General features: G+C 52.4%; 14 protein-coding genes, 4 tRNA genes and 1 other RNA gene. 2 read left to right on the top strand and 17 right to left on the bottom strand.

The window, feature by feature from the left end:
- Positions 1-159 precede the first annotated feature (159 nt).
- The 17 genes from A6A26_RS05935 to trxA all read right to left on the bottom strand — a co-directional run bounded on the left by A6A26_RS05935 (position 160) and on the right by trxA (position 13990).
- A non-coding RNA gene (locus A6A26_RS05935) (RtT sRNA) lies at positions 160-286 on the bottom strand.
- Positions 287-319: 33 nt separating this feature from the next.
- Positions 320-396, bottom strand: a tRNA-Pro gene (locus tag A6A26_RS05930).
- A 20-nt stretch (positions 397-416) separates the two neighbouring features.
- Positions 417-503, bottom strand: a tRNA-Leu gene (locus A6A26_RS05925).
- 16 nt (positions 504-519) lie between these two features.
- A tRNA-His gene (locus A6A26_RS05920) sits at positions 520-595 on the bottom strand.
- Between the two features lie 95 nt (positions 596-690).
- Positions 691-767, bottom strand: a tRNA-Arg gene (locus A6A26_RS05915).
- 158 nt (positions 768-925) lie between these two features.
- Entirely contained in the window at positions 926-1666 is a 741-nt protein-coding gene (wecG, locus tag A6A26_RS05910; RefSeq protein WP_063877893.1) for a lipopolysaccharide N-acetylmannosaminouronosyltransferase, read from the bottom strand.
- Positions 1667-1702: 36 nt separating this feature from the next.
- A complete protein-coding gene (gene wzyE / locus A6A26_RS05905; RefSeq protein ID WP_063877892.1) occupies positions 1703-3046 on the bottom strand; it encodes an ECA oligosaccharide polymerase in 1344 nt (447 codons plus the stop codon).
- Positions 3043-4110, bottom strand: coding sequence for a TDP-N-acetylfucosamine:lipid II N-acetylfucosaminyltransferase (locus A6A26_RS05900; RefSeq protein ID WP_063877891.1), 1068 nt, complete (start codon positions 4108-4110; stop codon positions 3043-3045). The genes wzyE and A6A26_RS05900 overlap by 4 nt, the downstream gene beginning before the upstream one ends.
- On the bottom strand, positions 4107-5357 hold the full coding sequence (wzxE, locus tag A6A26_RS05895; RefSeq protein ID WP_063877890.1) for a lipid III flippase WzxE: 1251 nt from the start codon (positions 5355-5357) through the stop codon (positions 4107-4109). The genes A6A26_RS05900 and wzxE overlap by 4 nt, the downstream gene beginning before the upstream one ends.
- Entirely contained in the window at positions 5357-6487 is a 1131-nt protein-coding gene (gene rffA, locus A6A26_RS05890; RefSeq protein ID WP_063877889.1) for a dTDP-4-amino-4,6-dideoxygalactose transaminase, read from the bottom strand. Before rffA ends, wzxE begins: the two co-directional genes overlap by 1 nt.
- Entirely contained in the window at positions 6474-7181 is a 708-nt protein-coding gene (gene rffC, locus A6A26_RS05885; protein ID WP_063877888.1) for a dTDP-4-amino-4,6-dideoxy-D-galactose acyltransferase, read from the bottom strand. Before rffC ends, rffA begins: the two co-directional genes overlap by 14 nt.
- Positions 7182-7217: 36 nt before the next feature.
- On the bottom strand, positions 7218-8477 hold the full coding sequence (gene wecC, locus A6A26_RS05880) for a UDP-N-acetyl-D-mannosamine dehydrogenase (RefSeq protein ID WP_063877887.1): 1260 nt from the start codon (positions 8475-8477) through the stop codon (positions 7218-7220).
- Positions 8474-9604, bottom strand: coding sequence for a non-hydrolyzing UDP-N-acetylglucosamine 2-epimerase (wecB, locus tag A6A26_RS05875; protein ID WP_063877886.1), 1131 nt, complete (start codon positions 9602-9604; stop codon positions 8474-8476). The genes wecC and wecB overlap by 4 nt, the downstream gene beginning before the upstream one ends.
- A 10-nt stretch (positions 9605-9614) precedes the next feature.
- Positions 9615-10664, bottom strand: a complete 1050-nt coding sequence (gene wzzE, locus A6A26_RS05870; RefSeq protein ID WP_063877885.1) for an ECA polysaccharide chain length modulation protein — start codon at positions 10662-10664, stop codon at positions 9615-9617.
- A 27-nt stretch (positions 10665-10691) separates the two neighbouring features.
- Complete coding sequence (wecA, locus tag A6A26_RS05865; RefSeq protein WP_063881071.1) at positions 10692-11777, bottom strand: UDP-N-acetylglucosamine--undecaprenyl-phosphate N-acetylglucosaminephosphotransferase; 1086 nt, start codon at positions 11775-11777, stop codon at positions 10692-10694.
- A 278-nt stretch (positions 11778-12055) separates the two neighbouring features.
- Positions 12056-13315 (bottom strand): transcription termination factor Rho, encoded by a 1260-nt coding sequence (rho, locus tag A6A26_RS05860; RefSeq protein ID WP_063877884.1) that lies wholly within the window; start codon positions 13313-13315, stop codon positions 12056-12058.
- A gap of 342 nt (positions 13316-13657) precedes the next feature.
- A complete protein-coding gene (trxA, locus tag A6A26_RS05855) occupies positions 13658-13990 on the bottom strand; it encodes a thioredoxin TrxA (protein WP_003851963.1) in 333 nt (110 codons plus the stop codon).
- A 117-nt stretch (positions 13991-14107) separates the two neighbouring features.
- On the opposite strand from trxA, the gene rhlB reads away from it, so the two are divergent.
- Together rhlB and gppA are read left to right on the top strand one after the other, a co-directional pair.
- Entirely contained in the window at positions 14108-15400 is a 1293-nt protein-coding gene (gene rhlB, locus A6A26_RS05850) for an ATP-dependent RNA helicase RhlB (RefSeq protein WP_063877883.1), read from the top strand.
- A 7-nt stretch (positions 15401-15407) separates the two neighbouring features.
- Positions 15408-16892: a guanosine-5'-triphosphate,3'-diphosphate diphosphatase gene (gene gppA, locus A6A26_RS05845; RefSeq protein WP_063877882.1), complete on the top strand. Its 1485-nt coding sequence runs from the start codon at positions 15408-15410 to the stop codon at positions 16890-16892.
- The last annotated feature ends 17 nt before the right edge of the window (positions 16893-16909 follow it).

The following is a 16909-nucleotide window of genomic DNA, read 5'->3' as shown; positions in this document are numbered from 1 at the left end:
TATAACGACAAAACCCGGCATGGATGTCGCAAATAAGCGACATACAAAGTAAAGACCTGTCAATTACTTATAAAACAACCCGTTAAGCGTCTCGGTTTTGCGACAGTTTGTGTTATGGCTTGATCCGGAGTTGATCCATTGAGAGGCCTGTCGCTGAGGGACTGATTAATAAGATATCAATCGCCCCTGGGCCGTTGCACTCGGGCCGTTGCCTTCGCAACGTTGTCTCGCTTCGCCCGGCGCAAACGGCCTTCGGAGGTGCTCATCCTCATTTTACACAGACGAAAAAAAACCTGTCTGAAAAGACAGGTTTCTAAAATGGTCGGCGAGAGAGGATTCGAACCTCCGACCCACTGGTCCCAAACCAGTTGCGCTACCAAGCTGCGCTACTCGCCGATTTTTTATTTTGTTTTGCCTGGTGCGAAGAGAGGGACTTGAACCCTCACGTCCGTTAAGACACTAACACCTGAAGCTAGCGCGTCTACCAATTCCGCCACCTTCGCGTATCCCAGCAAAATCTGGGGTGGCTAATGGGACTCGAACCCACGACAACTGGAATCACAATCCAGGGCTCTACCAACTGAGCTATAGCCACCACTGTACTGAATGTTGCAAGTCAAACCCACAGCATTTAAAACTTTGTTACTAACGCGGTACTCAAACCACCGAAGCTCTTACGCACAAACTAAATGGCGCGCCCGACAGGATTCGAACCTGAGACCTCTGCCTCCGGAGGGCAGCGCTCTATCCAGCTGAGCTACGGGCGCGTAGCGCCGTTGCGGATGTGCATACTAGAGATAAGCGCCCATCCTGTCTAGTGCTTTTTAAAGAAAATAGCGCGTTTGATTACGCTTTGTGCATTTCGTCGACAATTACCGCATTTACGCCAGCACAAGTGCTAAAAACCTGGCATTAATCAGCGATCTCAGAGATCACCACGCCAGTGATAACGCAAATATTTCACCAGCTTTAACTGTCTATGTATGCGGCTGGGTTGCTTAATCAAGCGATAGAGCCACTCCAGTCCAAGCTTCTGCCAGATTAAGGGCGCACGCTTTACATGCCCCGTAAACACGTCGTAAGTGCCGCCTACGCCCATATATAACGCATCGGGCCAGTGATGCCGACACTCGGCCATTAAACGCTCCTGCCGTGGCGAACCCAGCGCCACCGTCACCAGTCTGGCACCACTCGCCGCAACGCGGGCAAACAGAGCGTCCCGTTCGTCAGGCGAAAAATAGCCATCCTGAGCACCGACAATATTCACATTCCACTGACGACGTAATTTATCGCAGGTTTCATCCAGTACCGTCTGCCGGCCCCCAATCAGGAACACTGGCGTTCCATTGCGGCCCGCGCGCTCCATCAAGGCTTCCCACAGGTCTGCACCAGCAATGCGCTGCACTGAGGCGTGAGGATATTTCTTGCGAACAGAGCGCACGATGCTGATGCCGTCGGGGTATTTGAATTCAGCCTGCTCAATTTGAGCGCGCAGCGCCTCATCCTGCTCGGCATTCAGCACCTTTTCCGCATTGATAGCCACCAGCGTTCCTGTCCGAATACCTGACAGCGGCATCAGGAAATCCACAAAAGCAGTCATGCTGTTAAAAGCGTAAAGCGTAATACCGCGAATCACATAGCGTGGCGTATCGGAAACCGTGCTCATTTCTTTTTAATTCTTCCCTTAAAGACCAGAGGTTAATCAGGATGGGCTATGAAGCGCCCGCTCACTACGGCTGCGAATCAGGCCGACATGATCCAGTAACCAGAAAAGCAATTTCGCCATTCCCAAACAGGCGGCAAAAATAATACAGAAAAACACCACGCGCGATCCAAACGCATCCAGCCCTTCTCGCGCCAGCACAATCATGTTGAACACCGCACCAAAACAAAAACTCTGCAGAATCGCACCGGTGTAACGATTCGATTCCTCGCGGCCACGCTGATATAAGGTATCAAAGGCCTTGATGATTAACCCGACAGCCACGGCACCTGGCACAATCGCCCAGACGCCGCCCATAACCAGTAACGAACCGATTAAGGTGGGTGAAATGGCCAAACCGGAATGGTTATTCAGCACATCCCAGGTAAAGTAGTTGGCGCTGTTCAGGACCGCCATGGGACGATCGGGCCACAGCCATGATGGGATAAATACGTAGAAATCACGCCACATAGGCGCTAAGCCCTGAAAATCTATTTTATGGTAATTCTCCAGCAGCAGAGCCAGATTTTCCCATGGCGAAAACGTATCGCGCGTCAGGTAGAGGAAGGTGTAAAAAGCCTCATCACCCATGACATCCAGGTTGTAGCGACGCAACGCCAGCCAGAACATCCCGGCAATCGCCATGACGCCCGCCGCGGCCAACATCCACAATGTTATCCAGCCACGCGTAATGCCAATAAACAGAAACAGCGCAAAGGCGATAATGATATTGGCGCGCGTGCCACCGACCAGGGCATACGTCAGCAAGCCAAAGCTTACCGTGACAATAAGAAACAACAGCCAGTTACGTCGTGTGGGATGTAAGAAATAGGGAATCAACATCGCCGGGATGAAGAAATAGAAGAATCGCTTCAGCGCCACGCCAGACACTTCGCTGGAAAAAATCTGGTTGTAGGCCGTGAGGCGGAACAACAAAAATCCGTTATGGGCAAAGAACACCGTAACCGTAGAAATCGCGACCAGTGCCAGTAATCCACAGGTCAGATGCGTCTCTACCCGGTTCATCCGCAGCCAGGGCCTGGCGGGCGGTGCCGCTATCGGCCTGAGGCGCACTTTGTAACTCACAAAGTAGATAGCATAAAACGCCGTGGCGGAAAGCAGCGCCTGCAGTAAAAAATCAGCCGAAACCACCTGCGTATCAAACCGAAACACCAGAACAGAGGTTAGCGGGAAACCGAAGTAAAAGGTCAGCAGAAACAATAAAGTAAAAAACAGGTGAAAGTTAAATCGCGCCTGCTTTAGCTCGCGTAAATTCAGGGTCACAATGGTCACCAGTGACAGTACATAGACTATCAACAGACCACTAAACGCCATAAGACTCATGAGGGCTCTCCTTCGCAAAGGCGCAACGCCGTTCGCCAGCCTGCCAGATAGCCTGGGGCCAGAAAAGCAATGCTCTGTTTATCACATCCTGATAATTGTCGACGCGCCTCTGCAACAAGATCCGGCGTCAGCACGTCATCACTGAACAAGACAGGAAGCTGCTGTGCGGTAACATCCCGCCAGAACGGATTTTTACGCGTCAGGACAAAAGGCACATTAGCCTGAATCAACAAACACAACGTTCCCACGCCCTGTTGCCGCTCGAACATAAAATAGCCTAAATGACAACGCCCCAACAGCGCCAGATAGTCATCAAAAGCAAGGTTGTCACGTAATAACCTTACCTGCCCCTGAGGAAAAAGCCTGTCAGCCGCGCGCTGAATCTGCCCGATATACTCATCGTTACCGGGGGGATAACCCAGCGGCACCTCAATGCGAACATCTTCACCAAACTGGGCCTTAATCGCTTTCAGCCCCTCAATATGGCGGTTACTGGCATCACCAGAATTGCCCAGCAGCACGGTAAAAGTCTTGTCAGGATGGGGCGTGACCGCTGCAGCGGGTAACTTCGTGGGGAAATAAAGCAAAGAGTGCGGTACAGACTTGTGGCGTTGCTGGTAATGGTGCAGGTCGCCCTGGGTGGCAAACAGGTGCGCAACGCGCCCCTGCGCGATACGACGCAAAAAATAGAACAGACGAAACCGCAGGCTACGCGAATCTTCATACAGGTCCGCGCCCCAGACATGCCAGTAAAGCTGAGAACGGCGTAACCTGCCACTCAGCAATGCCAGCCACAGCCAGGGATTAAACTGTCCATGGCAAAAGAAACGTTGCTCGCGGTTTTTCGCTCGCAGTAACACCGCGTCAGACAGGGCTTTCTTACTGCTAAACGTTTCAATGTGCAGTGCGTCAAAACCTTTCAGGCTTTCAGGCTGCTGCGTCACCACCATAAAGTGACGCGGCGCTGCCGCAGGCAGTTCGGTGCTCATCACGTCATTAAAAAAACGTAATACCGTGAGATTGTGATGGGGAATGTTGGAGCCCAGGACATGAAGTAAAGTCATTTTTTTCGACAGTAGACAATAAATGCGCCACAGCAGAGCGCGAAATAAGTAACGTAAGTGAACATATAGGCTTGCGCTGCGCCACTTGCCCCGTGTAACGGAATAAGCCAGCGTGAGAACAGCGTCAGCAAAATAAACTGGCTGATTTCGGTCAGCACGTAAAAGCGTAACGAGGCTTTCGCGATGACCAAATAGCCGAAAACGTAGGCACCCACTTTGAACACATCGCCGCACAGTTGCCAGACAAACAGATCGCGCATGTCGTGAAACGCCGCCGAAAACAGCAGGCTGATAGCAATATCGCGCATGATCCAGACGCTCAGGCTGGCTACCGCGACGGCCGGTAACACAAAGCGTAACGCCCGCCCGATCTCGCGTGCAATAGCCTGTTTGTTGTCTAGCCTGGCAAGCGTTGGTAAGAGCCAGACGCTAAACGTTGCGGTGATAAACTGCAGATAAGCGTCGGAGATACTGGTTACGCCCTGCCACAAACCTACCTGAGCCCAGCCATTACTGGCCGCCAGTTGATTTCGCATCATCACCCAGGCAACCGGCAGTGTGACTGCGGTGATCAACGCCATGAGGGTATATTTTGCCAGATGACGCGCCATTTCCGGCTGCCATGTTGGCCGCAGCCAACGTAACGGAAGCGGTACACGGCGTTTCAGTATCACCAGCGCAGGAAAAACGAGTAGTGCCGGCACCAGCGCCAGACCGGTTAATGCGCCCGCATAGCCTCCCAGCCACCAACACAGCACGTAACCCAGCACGCCCGTCAGGCTGCCTGAAATCAGGGCCAACGCATTACCGCGTGCATCACGGTAGCCTTTTATCAATGCCAGCAGCAGGTTTGCCCACGCGATACCGAACTGGAGAAAGGCAACAATACGTATCACGTTTTGATAGCGATCGTGACCAAACAGCGCGGTGCTGACGGGCGCGGCAGCCAGCAAAAACACCAGCGCCAACAGCGAGGAGAAGCCCGTCACCATTGTCGAGGCGGTTCCGACGAGTGCCCGTAGCTGCTGAGGTTGCTGTTGATATTGCGCAACATACGTGGTGACGCCGTTAAAGATACCAGCACCGGCCAGAACGCCCAGTACGGTGATTAACTGGCGAAAGTTACCCGCCTGGCCCACCCCTTCCGGGCCAAAACTGACGGCCAGTAACTTGACCACCAACAAGCCAGCCACAATTTTTACCAGCGTTGATGAGGCGGTCCATACCGATGCTTTGGCTAATGACATCAGGAAAAAAAGCTCAGCAACGAACCGATCACGGTACTCTGATTGTTATCCGACAGGTTATAAAACAGCGGCAAACGTAATAAACGCTCACTCTCGGCGGTGGTAAAACGGTCGTCACCGGCAAAACGGGAAAAACGCAGGCCCGCAGGTGAGCTGTGTAAGGGGATATAATGAAATACGGCCAGGATTTCGGCTTCTTTAAGCCAGTTGATCAGCGCCTGACGATGTTGCTGATCGCGCAGTTTGATATAGAACATATGCGCGTTATGCTGGCATTCGGCCGGAATCGACGGCAGCGTGAGCTCGCCTTTTTCCGCCAGCGGCTTTAAGGCATCGTAGTAACGCTGCCACAGGCGTAAACGCTGCTGGTTAATACGTTCAGAGGACTCCAGCTGCGCCCAGAGATAAGCCGCCTGTAGGTCAGCCATCAGATAGCTGGAACCCATATCGCGCCAGGTATATTTATCCACCTGCCCCCGGAAGAACTGACTGCGATTGGTGCCTTTTTCGCGAATAATTTCCGCACGCTCCACCAGGCTGGCATCATTAATCAGCGTCGCACCACCTTCACCGCCGGCGGTGTAATTCTTGGTTTCGTGGAAGCTAAAACAGCCGATATGGCCAATCGTGCCTAATGCCCGCCCTTTGTAACGCGACATCACCCCCTGGGCAGCATCCTCAACAACAAACAGCTTATACTGCGCCGCCAGTGCCATAATGACGTCCATTTCGCAGGCAACGCCCGCATAGTGGACCGGCACGATAGCACGGGTCTTATCCGTAATGGCCGCTTCGATCAGGGTTTCATCCATGTTCATGGTATCGGGACGCACATCCACAAACACAATTTTCGCGCCACGTAATACAAAGGCGTTGGCGGTCGAAACAAAGGTGTAACTCGGCATGATGACTTCATCACCGGGCTGGATGTCGATCAACAGTGCCGCCATTTCCAGCGATGCGGTACAGGAAGGCGTGAGTAATACTTTCGCACTACCGAAGCGCTGCTCCATCCACTGCTGACAACGGCGAGTATAACCGCCATCGCCACACAGCTTGCCGCTGCTCATTGCAGACTGCATATAGTCGATTTCGCTTCCCACGACCGGGGGCTCATTAAAGGGAATCATGACCTCTCCTGTAAAACCAGTACGCTGTACTTTCCAGCCGCGCGCCACAGCGTAAATAAAGACGCATCGCCGTAAGATTACTGATTTGCGTCGCAACCCGCAGGCGCTCTAGCTGGCGTGCGCGACCCCAGTCAGCCGCAGCCAGCATCAGGCGCTGACCAATACTTTGCCCCTGTGCCTCGGGCACCACGGCCAGCAAGCCAATGCGCGCATCGCCTTCTACTTCACGCAACGAGACAAAGCCTTGCAGCGCGCCGCTCTCATCGCTGGCCACCAGGCACTGGTGATCGAAGGTGCCACGTACTGCATTTTCGATCCATTGAGCATAGAAACGCGCACTGTCTTCTGGCGCAAACCACGGCGTGCGAAAACGACTTTGACGAAAAGCCACAGAGGCCGCTTCACGTAGTACGGCAATTTGTGTTTCCCGTGCAATGCGAATACCTGTCTGCCGTTCGGTGCGCTTGATCGTCAACGACAAATCCACTTCACCTTCCACCAGATGAAACTGGTGCTGATTTAAGGCATCAATGATCTCGGTTTGTTCGGCAGGCACTTTAATTTGAAACAACGCACAGGGATGCTGAAGTGCGCGTTCAAGCGGCAGATCGCCCCCTGTTTCCAGCCTTACGGTGTCGATGCCGAAGAACTGGCTCTCCCATGCAAGTGGATTAACCTTCAGGTGGACAGACATAAGTTAACCGGATCCTTTGTTGACCAGTGGCTTCTTTTAGCGCCAGACACCTTTCGTATCAACAACCCATTGCTGAGTAATATGCGCAGCTTCAACACGGCGGAACGCATGATGATCAACCAGCATCACCAGGATATCAGCCTCTTGCAGCGCCTGCGCCGTTGAAACCAAGGTAGCCTGCGTCGCTAAACTCTCGGGGATCTGCTGAATATGCGGCTCTGTCACCCACGTACGGCCCTGATGCCAGTCGGCAATCAGATGCACCACTTCCATGGCCGGGCTTTCACGCAGGTCATCAATATTCGGTTTAAACGCCAGCCCGAAGCAGGCAATGGTCAGATCGCTGGCACGTTTTCCGGTCTGCATCAGGCAATCTGCCAGCGCCTTTTTTACCTGATCCAGTACCCAGTGCGGCTTGGCATCATTCACTTCGCGGGCGGTACGGATCAGGCGCGCTAAGTCAGGGTTTTGCGCCACAATAAACCAGGGATCAACGGCGATGCAGTGCCCGCCGACGCCGGGACCTGGCTGCAGGATATTGACGCGTGGATGGCGGTTCGCCAGGGCAATAAGCTCCCAGACGTTAATCTGCTGCGCAGCGCAAATCAGTGACAGCTCATTGGCAAAGGCGATGTTCACATCGCGGAAGCTGTTTTCTGTCAGCTTGCACATTTCAGCGGTACGGGCACTTGTCTCGACGCATTCGCCCTGTAAAAAAATACGATACAACGCACTTGCGCGGGCAGAACAGGCCGGCGTCATGCCGCCAATCACGCGATCGTTACTGATCAACTCCACCATGACCTGGCCGGGCAAAACGCGCTCGGGACAGTAGGCAATGAAAATATCCGGATCATCGCCGTGCTGTGGAAAACGCAAATCAGGACGTGCTGCCGCCAGCCAGTCGGCCATCTGCTCTGTACTGCCCACCGGAGAGGTTGATTCCAGAATAACCAGATCGCCTTTTTTCAGTACCGGCGCAACAGACGCGGCGGCAGCGCGAACGAAACGTAAGTCGGGTTGACGTTCCGCCATAAACGGCGTGGGCACGGCGATCAGAAAGGCATCTGCCGCTTCTGGTTGCGTCGTTGCGCGTAAATCACCACGCGCGACCGCAGCCTGAACCACCTGATCTAAGTCGGGTTCGACAATATGAATAGCACCACGGTTGATGGTATCAACGGCGTGAGCATTAATATCGACGCCCACGACTTTCTTTCCCTTTGAGGCAAAAACGGCTGCAGTTGGCAGCCCAATGTAACCCAGTCCAATAACGGAAATGGTTTCAAAACTCATAAGTTGGCTCTGTTATCTTTTAAAGCTTGTAAAATTCGCCCGCAGGCATTGCCATCCCCATAGGGATTATGGGCGCGGCTCATGGTCTGCCAGGCCTCGTCATCATTAAGTAATGCACTGACTTCAGAAACAATTTTTGCCGTATCCGTGCCCACCAGCTTTACCGTTCCCGCGTCGACAGCTTCTGGACGCTCGGTGGTTTCGCGCATCACCAAAACGGGTTTACCCAGCGAGGGCGCCTCTTCCTGAATACCGCCAGAATCGGTGAGGATCAGCCAGGCCCGGTTCATTAACCAGACAAACGGCAAATACTCCTGCGGTTCAATCAGCACGATATTGTCAATACCGCGCAGAATGCGGTTAACAGGTTCATGCACATTGGGATTGAGATGCACCGGATAGACGATTTGTGCATGAGGATGCTGACGCGCAATCTGGGCCAGCGCGCTGCAGATGCGTTCAAAACCCTCACCAAAACTTTCACGGCGATGACCTGTGACCAGAACCAGCTTTTTGCTTTCATCAAGAAACGGATAACGTGCCGTCAGTTGCGCATTAATCTCGTTATCGTCCAGTACCCGATCACGCACCCACAGCAGGGCATCAATAACCGTATTGCCGGTTACCACAATGCTGTCGTCGGCCAGGTTTTCATTAAGCAGGTTCTGTCGGGAACGCAGTGTGGGCGTAAAATGCAAACGGGCCAGATGACCTGTCAGCTTACGATTACCTTCTTCCGGCCATGGCGATGCCAGATCGCCCGTGCGTAAACCGGCTTCAACGTGACCCACGGGAATTTGCTGATAGAACGCCGCCAGACTGGCCGCGAGCGTGGTGGTGGTATCACCATGGACCAGCACAATGTCGGGCTTGAAGTCGAGTAGAACGGTGTGCATCCCTTGCAAAATACGGCAGGTTATTTCCGTTAACCCCTGCTCGGGTCGCATAACATTGAGATCGTAGTCAGGCTGCAGCTGAAATAAGCTCAGTACCTGATCGAGCATTTCACGGTGCTGAGCGGTAACACACAGCCGGGATTCAAAAGCAGGGTCCTGCGCCAGCGCTTGCACGAGTGGCGCCATCTTAATGGCTTCAGGTCGGGTGCCAAAAACTGTCAGAACTTTCACACTGTTTCTCTCAATCTTGTGTATCTGACATCGGGCGCTGACGACGCGCCAGCGCCACGCCCGCACCAACCAGTGCCCCTACCGCGCCCCACATCACCATCATAAATACCCGGCGGGGGCTGTCGCGTGAAACCGGCTCTTCCGGCGTACGCAAATAACGGTAAGTCTGGAATTTGTTGTTTAGTGTGGGTCCGGCATCCAGTGTCGTCAGCATCGCTTTATTTTGATCGTAACTTATGTCAAAGCTCGGCCCCGTGGCGCGCAGGGTTTCTAACTGTCCCTGCAATAACGGTTGGCCGATTAAAAACAGATCGCTGTCAGCAAGATTCTCACTCACTTCGCGCGTCTGCTTTTCGTTAATGCCCTGTTCGCTGGCAATTTTCAGCGCCTGTTCCAGGCGATGTTGCCGACGTTGAAACACGGCATTAGCGACATCTTCCTGACGTTTGACCTGCGCTTTAAGTTGACCCTCTCGCGCTTGCCACGCGCCTTTTAACTCAGCATTAAGATGGCGCGCAGCGCGCTCACTGGCATAGGCAATATACTGGCGCAGTAGATTGTTGGCATCACTGGCAGTTTCTGCTTTTAACTTGACGCTGTCGAAGGTATTACGTGCGGTATCCGCGGGCGTAAACTGGATGTTATCAATCATATCGTCCAGCAGGGCAGCATCGTTATGGGCGTTGCCGCTTTTACGGCTTTTATAATAATCGGTTTGCTGCCAGAACTCCCGGCGGGTATCCCAGGATGAGAGCTGCATCAGGAACTCCCGATACACGTCGTCCATGACGGTAGGTAACGGGCTATTTAACGTCAGCGCGTTACTGCGCATATCCAGATTATTGAGAAACTGTTGCTGGGAATAGTAGGAACCCAGCATATTCACCGTTGGCCGCCCCGTTATCGCGGTGGTGCTCCAGACCTGTTTCATCAGTAACGTCGCTATCCAGGCTATCAATGCAAACAGCACCGCACAGCCGACTATCCAGCGTTTTCCACGCCATAAGCGACAGCCCAGGCCGCGAATATCCAGTTCGTTCTCCACAACGTTAGCGCGCATCAGAGCGTCATCCTTTGTTAAGTCTTATCAGGGTTCATTTTTCTTAGTATTACTAAAATTATTTAGGCGGCGTTTAAATCGCCTGACCTTTCTCGCGACACGCCACGCATGTTTCAAACAATAGCCGTACCCCATGAAGGCTATCAGGAACAGTATCAACATCACCCATTCAGGAATAAAGGCAAGGTATTCACCTAAAACACCGATTCCTGCAAGCAAAGCAGCAGCAGCGGTAATCAATACGAAAGCCTGACGAGGAGTAAAACCCGCGCGCATTATCAAATGATGAATATGCTGGCGATCAGCGGAGAAAGGACTCATTCCTTTACGCAATCGGCGGTACATAATCGCGACCATGTCCATCAGAGGAATGGCAATCAGCCATAATGCTGTGACCGGTGTGATGGGATGGCTCAACCCCTGGGTGGTTTCCAGCAAAATCCAGATGATCGTAAAACCAATCATCGTGCTGCCGGCATCGCCCATAAACACTTTGAAACGCCGCCCCAGGAAACCAAGGTTCAGTAAAATATAGGGCATCGTGGCAGCTATCATAGCAAAGCACCACATTGCGAGGCTGTGCTGCCCATCCAGATAAAGGATGATCCCCATTGCTGCAAACGTCACCGTTGAAAGGCCGCCCAGGAGCCCGTCAATACCGTCGACCATATTGAAAGCGTTAATAGCTGCCCAGACTGCAAAAAGTGTCAAGACATAACCAAAGGGGCCAACTGTTAACTCGACCGGACCGATAATAAATCCCAGACTCAGCAAATAGAGCTTGGCGCAAAACATCATCACCAAAGCCACAATACCTTGCACTGTCGCCCGAATTTTCACACTGATATCGAATCGGTCGTCAAGCGCACCAACGAATACCAGTACCCCCGCACAAGCCAGGTAAAGCTTAGCGTGCGGCAAGTAATAATCTGTAATGAAGAAGGCGAAACAGATTCCTGCATAAACAGAGATTCCGCCAACGAGTGGAATGACGCCATGGTGACGCTTTCGAAGATTTGGCTTGTCTACCAATCCAATTTTTTCGGCCACTTTGCGAGCAAGGAAAAGAAACACCAAGGAAAAGATAAAAACTAAACCAAGCTCAGTACTCATAGTGAGTAAATTCACGTTAAACGCTCTCAGCTATCATCCTGGAACTCACAATACGCTAAAGATCGCGCATATCACTGTTCCAGATTCCGAATTCGGCATGAAGAGGTGCACGAACGGTTAAACGTCCACCACTTCCACCGTCATTATTATTACGCTTGCCAGGATTCAATCCTATAGCCCGGAAATGAAAAACGCCACGTCAGAACGTGGCGTCAGGGCTATTTTATGATCATTTAAAGCAAAAAAACGCCATCATGGTTGGATGACGCCTTAAAGGATCAAGAACGCTTCATCATGTCGAAGAATTCATCGTTGGTTTTGGTCATGGCCAACTTGTTAATCAGGAACTCCATCGCGTCGATTTCACCCATTGGATGAATGATCTTACGCAGGATCCACATTTTCTGCAGTTCTTCCTGAGAGGTTAACAGCTCTTCTTTACGTGTACCGGAGCGGTTGTAATCAATCGCCGGGAAGACACGTTTTTCAGCAATTTTACGCGCGAGATGCAGTTCCATGTTACCGGTACCTTTAAACTCTTCGTAAATCACTTCATCCATCTTCGAACCCGTATCCACCAGGGCCGTGGCAATGATGGTCAGGCTTCCGCCCTCTTCCACATTACGTGCCGCACCGAAGAAACGCTTAGGACGATGCAGGGCGTTGGCGTCCACACCACCGGTTAAGACTTTACCGGAAGCCGGGACAACGGTGTTGTAGGCACGGGCCAGACGCGTGATGGAGTCGAGTAAAATGATGACGTCTTTTTTATGTTCAACCAGGCGCTTGGCCTTTTCGATCACCATCTCGGCCACCTGAACGTGACGCGAAGCCGGTTCGTCGAAGGTAGAAGCAATAACTTCACCTTTAACCAGGCGTTGCATCTCGGTGACTTCTTCCGGACGTTCATCGATCAGCAGCACCATCAGCACGCAGTCGGGATGGTTGTAGGCAATGCTTTGCGCGATGTTCTGCAGCAGCATCGTTTTACCGGCTTTTGGCGGTGCCACAATCAAACCACGCTGGCCACGACCAATCGGTGACGCCAGATCCAGTACGCGAGCGGTTAAGTCTTCAGTAGAGCCATTACCCCGCTCCATACGCAGACGACTGTTAGCGTGCAGCGGCGTGAGGTTTTCGAACAGAATCTTGTTACGCGAGTTCTCTGGTTTGTCGTAGTTAACTTCGTTAACTTTCAGCAGGGCAAAGTAGCGTTCACCTTCTTTAGGTGGACGGATTTTGCCGGCGATGGTGTCACCAGTGCGGAGGTTAAAGCGGCGAATTTGGCTGGGAGAAACGTAGATATCATCAGGACCGGCGAGGTAGGAGCTGTCTCCAGAGCGGAGGAATCCAAATCCATCCTGCAATATCTCCAGCACACCATCACCGAAGATGTCCTCGCCGCTTTTCGCGTGCTGCTTCAGGATTGAGAAAATAATGTCCTGCTTGCGCATACGAGCCTGATTTTCCAGCCCCATATTCTCGCCGAGGGTAATCAGCTCAGAAACCGGCGTATTCTTTAATTCGGTAAGATTCATATTGATGGGTTCTTAAACTCGGGGTAATACTCGAAATGTTTGTCGTGAATGGTATGGCAGTTAATCCATGCCTGTTCTGTTAATGACTTTTTTCAACTCTTCTCAACGATCATCGTCTTGAATAATGACTGGGAGCGAGGAGACGGTCGACTTAGTCAGAGTAGAGCTAGTCGTTAGATTGCTAAACCGCTGGTAGGTACAGTATGACAGGGTCTAACAAGAGAAAACTTTGAATGCTAACTACAAGGTATGTTCATAGTGCAGTGAAAATAAGTTAGCACGCTTGAAAGCGAACGTCCAGCAGCAGGCAAAAATTTAACCACTGCCGGACGTTCTGCCTGATTACGCCAGGTTGGCGTTCAGGAACTCTTTTAATTGACCTTTGGACAATGCGCCCACTTTCGTTGCAGCGACTTCACCGTTTTTAAACAGCAGCAGCGTAGGAATACCGCGGATGCCGTATTTCGGCGCAGTACCTGGGTTATCGTCAATATTCAGCTTAGCGATGGTCAGTTTGCCATCATACTCTTCTGCAACTTCATCAAGGATGGGCGCGATCATTTTACAAGGACCACACCATTCAGCCCAGAAATCTACCAGTGTAACGCCGTCGGCTTTTAGCACGTCGGTGTCGAAACTGTCATCGGTCAGATGAACGATTTTATCGCTGCTCATGTTTTACTCCACAAGATTGTGCCTGGCGAATTGGCGTAATATAAACCAATGTTGGTTGACTTTATTTCATCGGATACGCTTTCGTAAAGCGATAGTAAGCTGATATTCTACCACACTATGAGCAAAACACACTTAACTGAACAGAAGTTTTCCGACTTCGCCCTGCACCCTCTGGTGGTGGAAGCCCTTGATACTAAAGGGTTTTATAACTGCACGCCTATCCAGGCGTTAGCACTGCCATTTACGCTTTCAGGGCGTGATGTCGCAGGTCAGGCGCAAACCGGTACCGGCAAAACGATGGCGTTTTTAACGTCAACGTTTCATCATCTTCTCTCTCACCCTGCTCCAGAGGGCCGCCAGGTTAACCAACCGCGCGCCTTAATTCTGGCACCGACACGTGAACTTGCAGTGCAAATTCACGCCGATGCGGAACCTCTGGCGGCATCGACCGGCCTTAAATTAGGTCTGGCTTACGGTGGCGATGGCTACGACAAACAGTTAAAAGTGCTGGAACAAGGTGTCGACATTCTGGTGGGCACCACCGGCCGTTTAATTGACTATGCCAAGCAGAATCACGTCAACCTTGGTGCCATTCAGGTCATGGTGCTGGACGAAGCCGATCGCATGTTCGATCTCGGCTTTATAAAAGATATCCGTTGGTTGTTCCGCCGCATGCCTGCCGCGACCCAACGCCTGAGCATGCTTTTCTCTGCCACGCTTTCTTACCGCGTGCGTGAACTGGCATTCGAGCACATGAACAGTGCCGAATACGTTGAAGTTGAGCCTGAACAAAAAACCGGTCATCGCATCAAAGAAGAGCTTTTCTATCCGTCAAACGAAGAGAAAATGCGCTTGCTGCAGACGCTGGTAGAAGAAGAGTGGCCCGACAGGGCAATCATTTTCGCTAACACCAAGCACCGTTGCGAAGACATCTGGGGCCATCTGGCTGCAGACGGCCATCGGGTCGGGTTGCTGACCGGCGACGTGGCGCAGAAGAAACGTTTACGTATCCTGGATGACTTCACGAAAGGTGATATTGATATCCTGGTGGCAACTGATGTGGCAGCACGCGGCCTGCATATTCCCGCCGTTACCCACGTGTTTAACTACGATCTGCCTGACGACCGCGAAGACTATGTTCATCGCATTGGCCGTACTGGCCGTGCGGGCGCAAGCGGTCACTCTATCAGCCTGGCGTGCGAAGAGTACGCGTTAAATCTGCCCGGCATTGAAGAGTACATTGGTCACAGTATCCCGGTGAGCAAGTACAACAGCGATGCGCTGTTAAGTGAATTACCGCCACCGAAACGTCTGACGCGTAGTCGTTCAGGCAACGGTCAGCGTCGTGGAGGCAACAATACCGGCCGCCGCGGTGCACCACGTCATAACAACCGTAAACGTTCGGGTTAAGTTGACCATGCTAAGCGCATCGACTCTCTATGCTGCCATTGATTTAGGTTCTAACAGCTTTCACATGCTGGTAGTCAGCGAAGTGTCGGGAAGTATTCAGACCATCGCTAAAATCAAACGCAAGGTGCGCCTGGCCGCTGGCCTGGATAAATCGAATTGTCTGTCCGCCGACGCCATGGCTCGCGGCTGGCAATGTCTGCGGCTTTTCTCTGAACAGCTTCAGGATATTCCCCCCGATCAGATTCGGGTGGTAGCAACCGCCACGCTGCGTATCGCGGCGAATGCGCAGGAATTCCTTGATAAGGCACAGCAGATTCTGGGTTGCGCCATCAATGTGATTAGTGGCGAAGAAGAAGCGCGTCTGATTTATCAGGGCGTGGCGCATACCACCGGGGGTTCTGATCAACGCCTGGTGGTAGACATTGGCGGTGGCAGCACAGAGTTAGCCACTGGCGATGGTTCGCATGCCAATGTGCTGTATAGCCTGCAAATGGGCTGTGTCACCTGGCTGGAGCGTTTCTTTGGCGATCGCCACCTGGCTAAAGAAAATTTTGACCAGGCAGAAGAAGCAGCCAAAGCGATGCTAAAACCTGTTACAGCAGAACTGCGTAAACAGAGTTGGGAGGTTTGCGTTGGTGCTTCTGGAACGGTTCAGGCCCTCCAGGAAATCATGGTGGCCCAGGGCATGGATGAGCGCATCACCCTGAGCAAGCTGCAACAGTTAAAGCAGCGCGCTATTCAGTGTGGCAAACTCGAAGAGCTTGAAATTGAAGGCCTGACGCTGGAACGCGCGTTAGTGTTCCCCAGTGGGCTTTCCATTCTTATTGCCATCTTCCAGGAACTCAACATTGACAGCATGACCCTGGCCGGTGGCGCGCTTCGCGAAGGTCTGGTGTACGGTATGCTGCATCTGCCTGTCGATCGCGACATTCGCAGCCGTACGCTGCAAAATGTGCAGCGCCGTTTCAATATTGATGTCTGTCAGGCCGACCGGGTACGCCAGCTGGCGGAAAGCTTTTTTCGTCAGGTGAGTGTTAGCTGGAAGCTAGACCAGCGCTGTCGGGAGCTACTGCTTAGTGCCTGTATGATTCACGAAATCGGGCTGAGTGTCGATTTTCGTCAGGCCCCGCAGCACGCGGCCTATCTGGTTCGCCATCTCGACCTTCCGGGTTTTACACCGGCGCAGAAAAAACTGCTTGCCTGCTTACTGCAAAATCAAAGTGGCAGCATCGACCTTGCTCTACTGACGCAACAAAATGCCCTGCCACCGCGTCTGGCCGAGCGTTTGTGTCGTCTGCTGCGACTGTCCATTATCTTCTCCACTCGCCGTCGTGATGACACCTTACCCGCCGTTCGTATGCAGGCAGATGATGAAGCCCTGCATGTTACGCTACCGGCAGGCTGGCTGGACGTCCATCCGCTGCGGGCCGAGCTGCTTGAACAGGAAAGCCATTATCAGTCCTATGTCCACTGGTCTTTGACGCTTTCCTGACCCCGCTTACCTCATCC

The sequence above is a fragment of the Pantoea sp. OXWO6B1 genome (assembly GCF_001641135.1).
GTDB lineage: Bacteria > Pseudomonadota > Gammaproteobacteria > Enterobacterales > Enterobacteriaceae > Pantoea > Pantoea allii.
The sequence above is the reverse complement of the archived record's forward strand: the minus strand, read 5'-3'. Positions and strand labels throughout refer to the sequence as shown.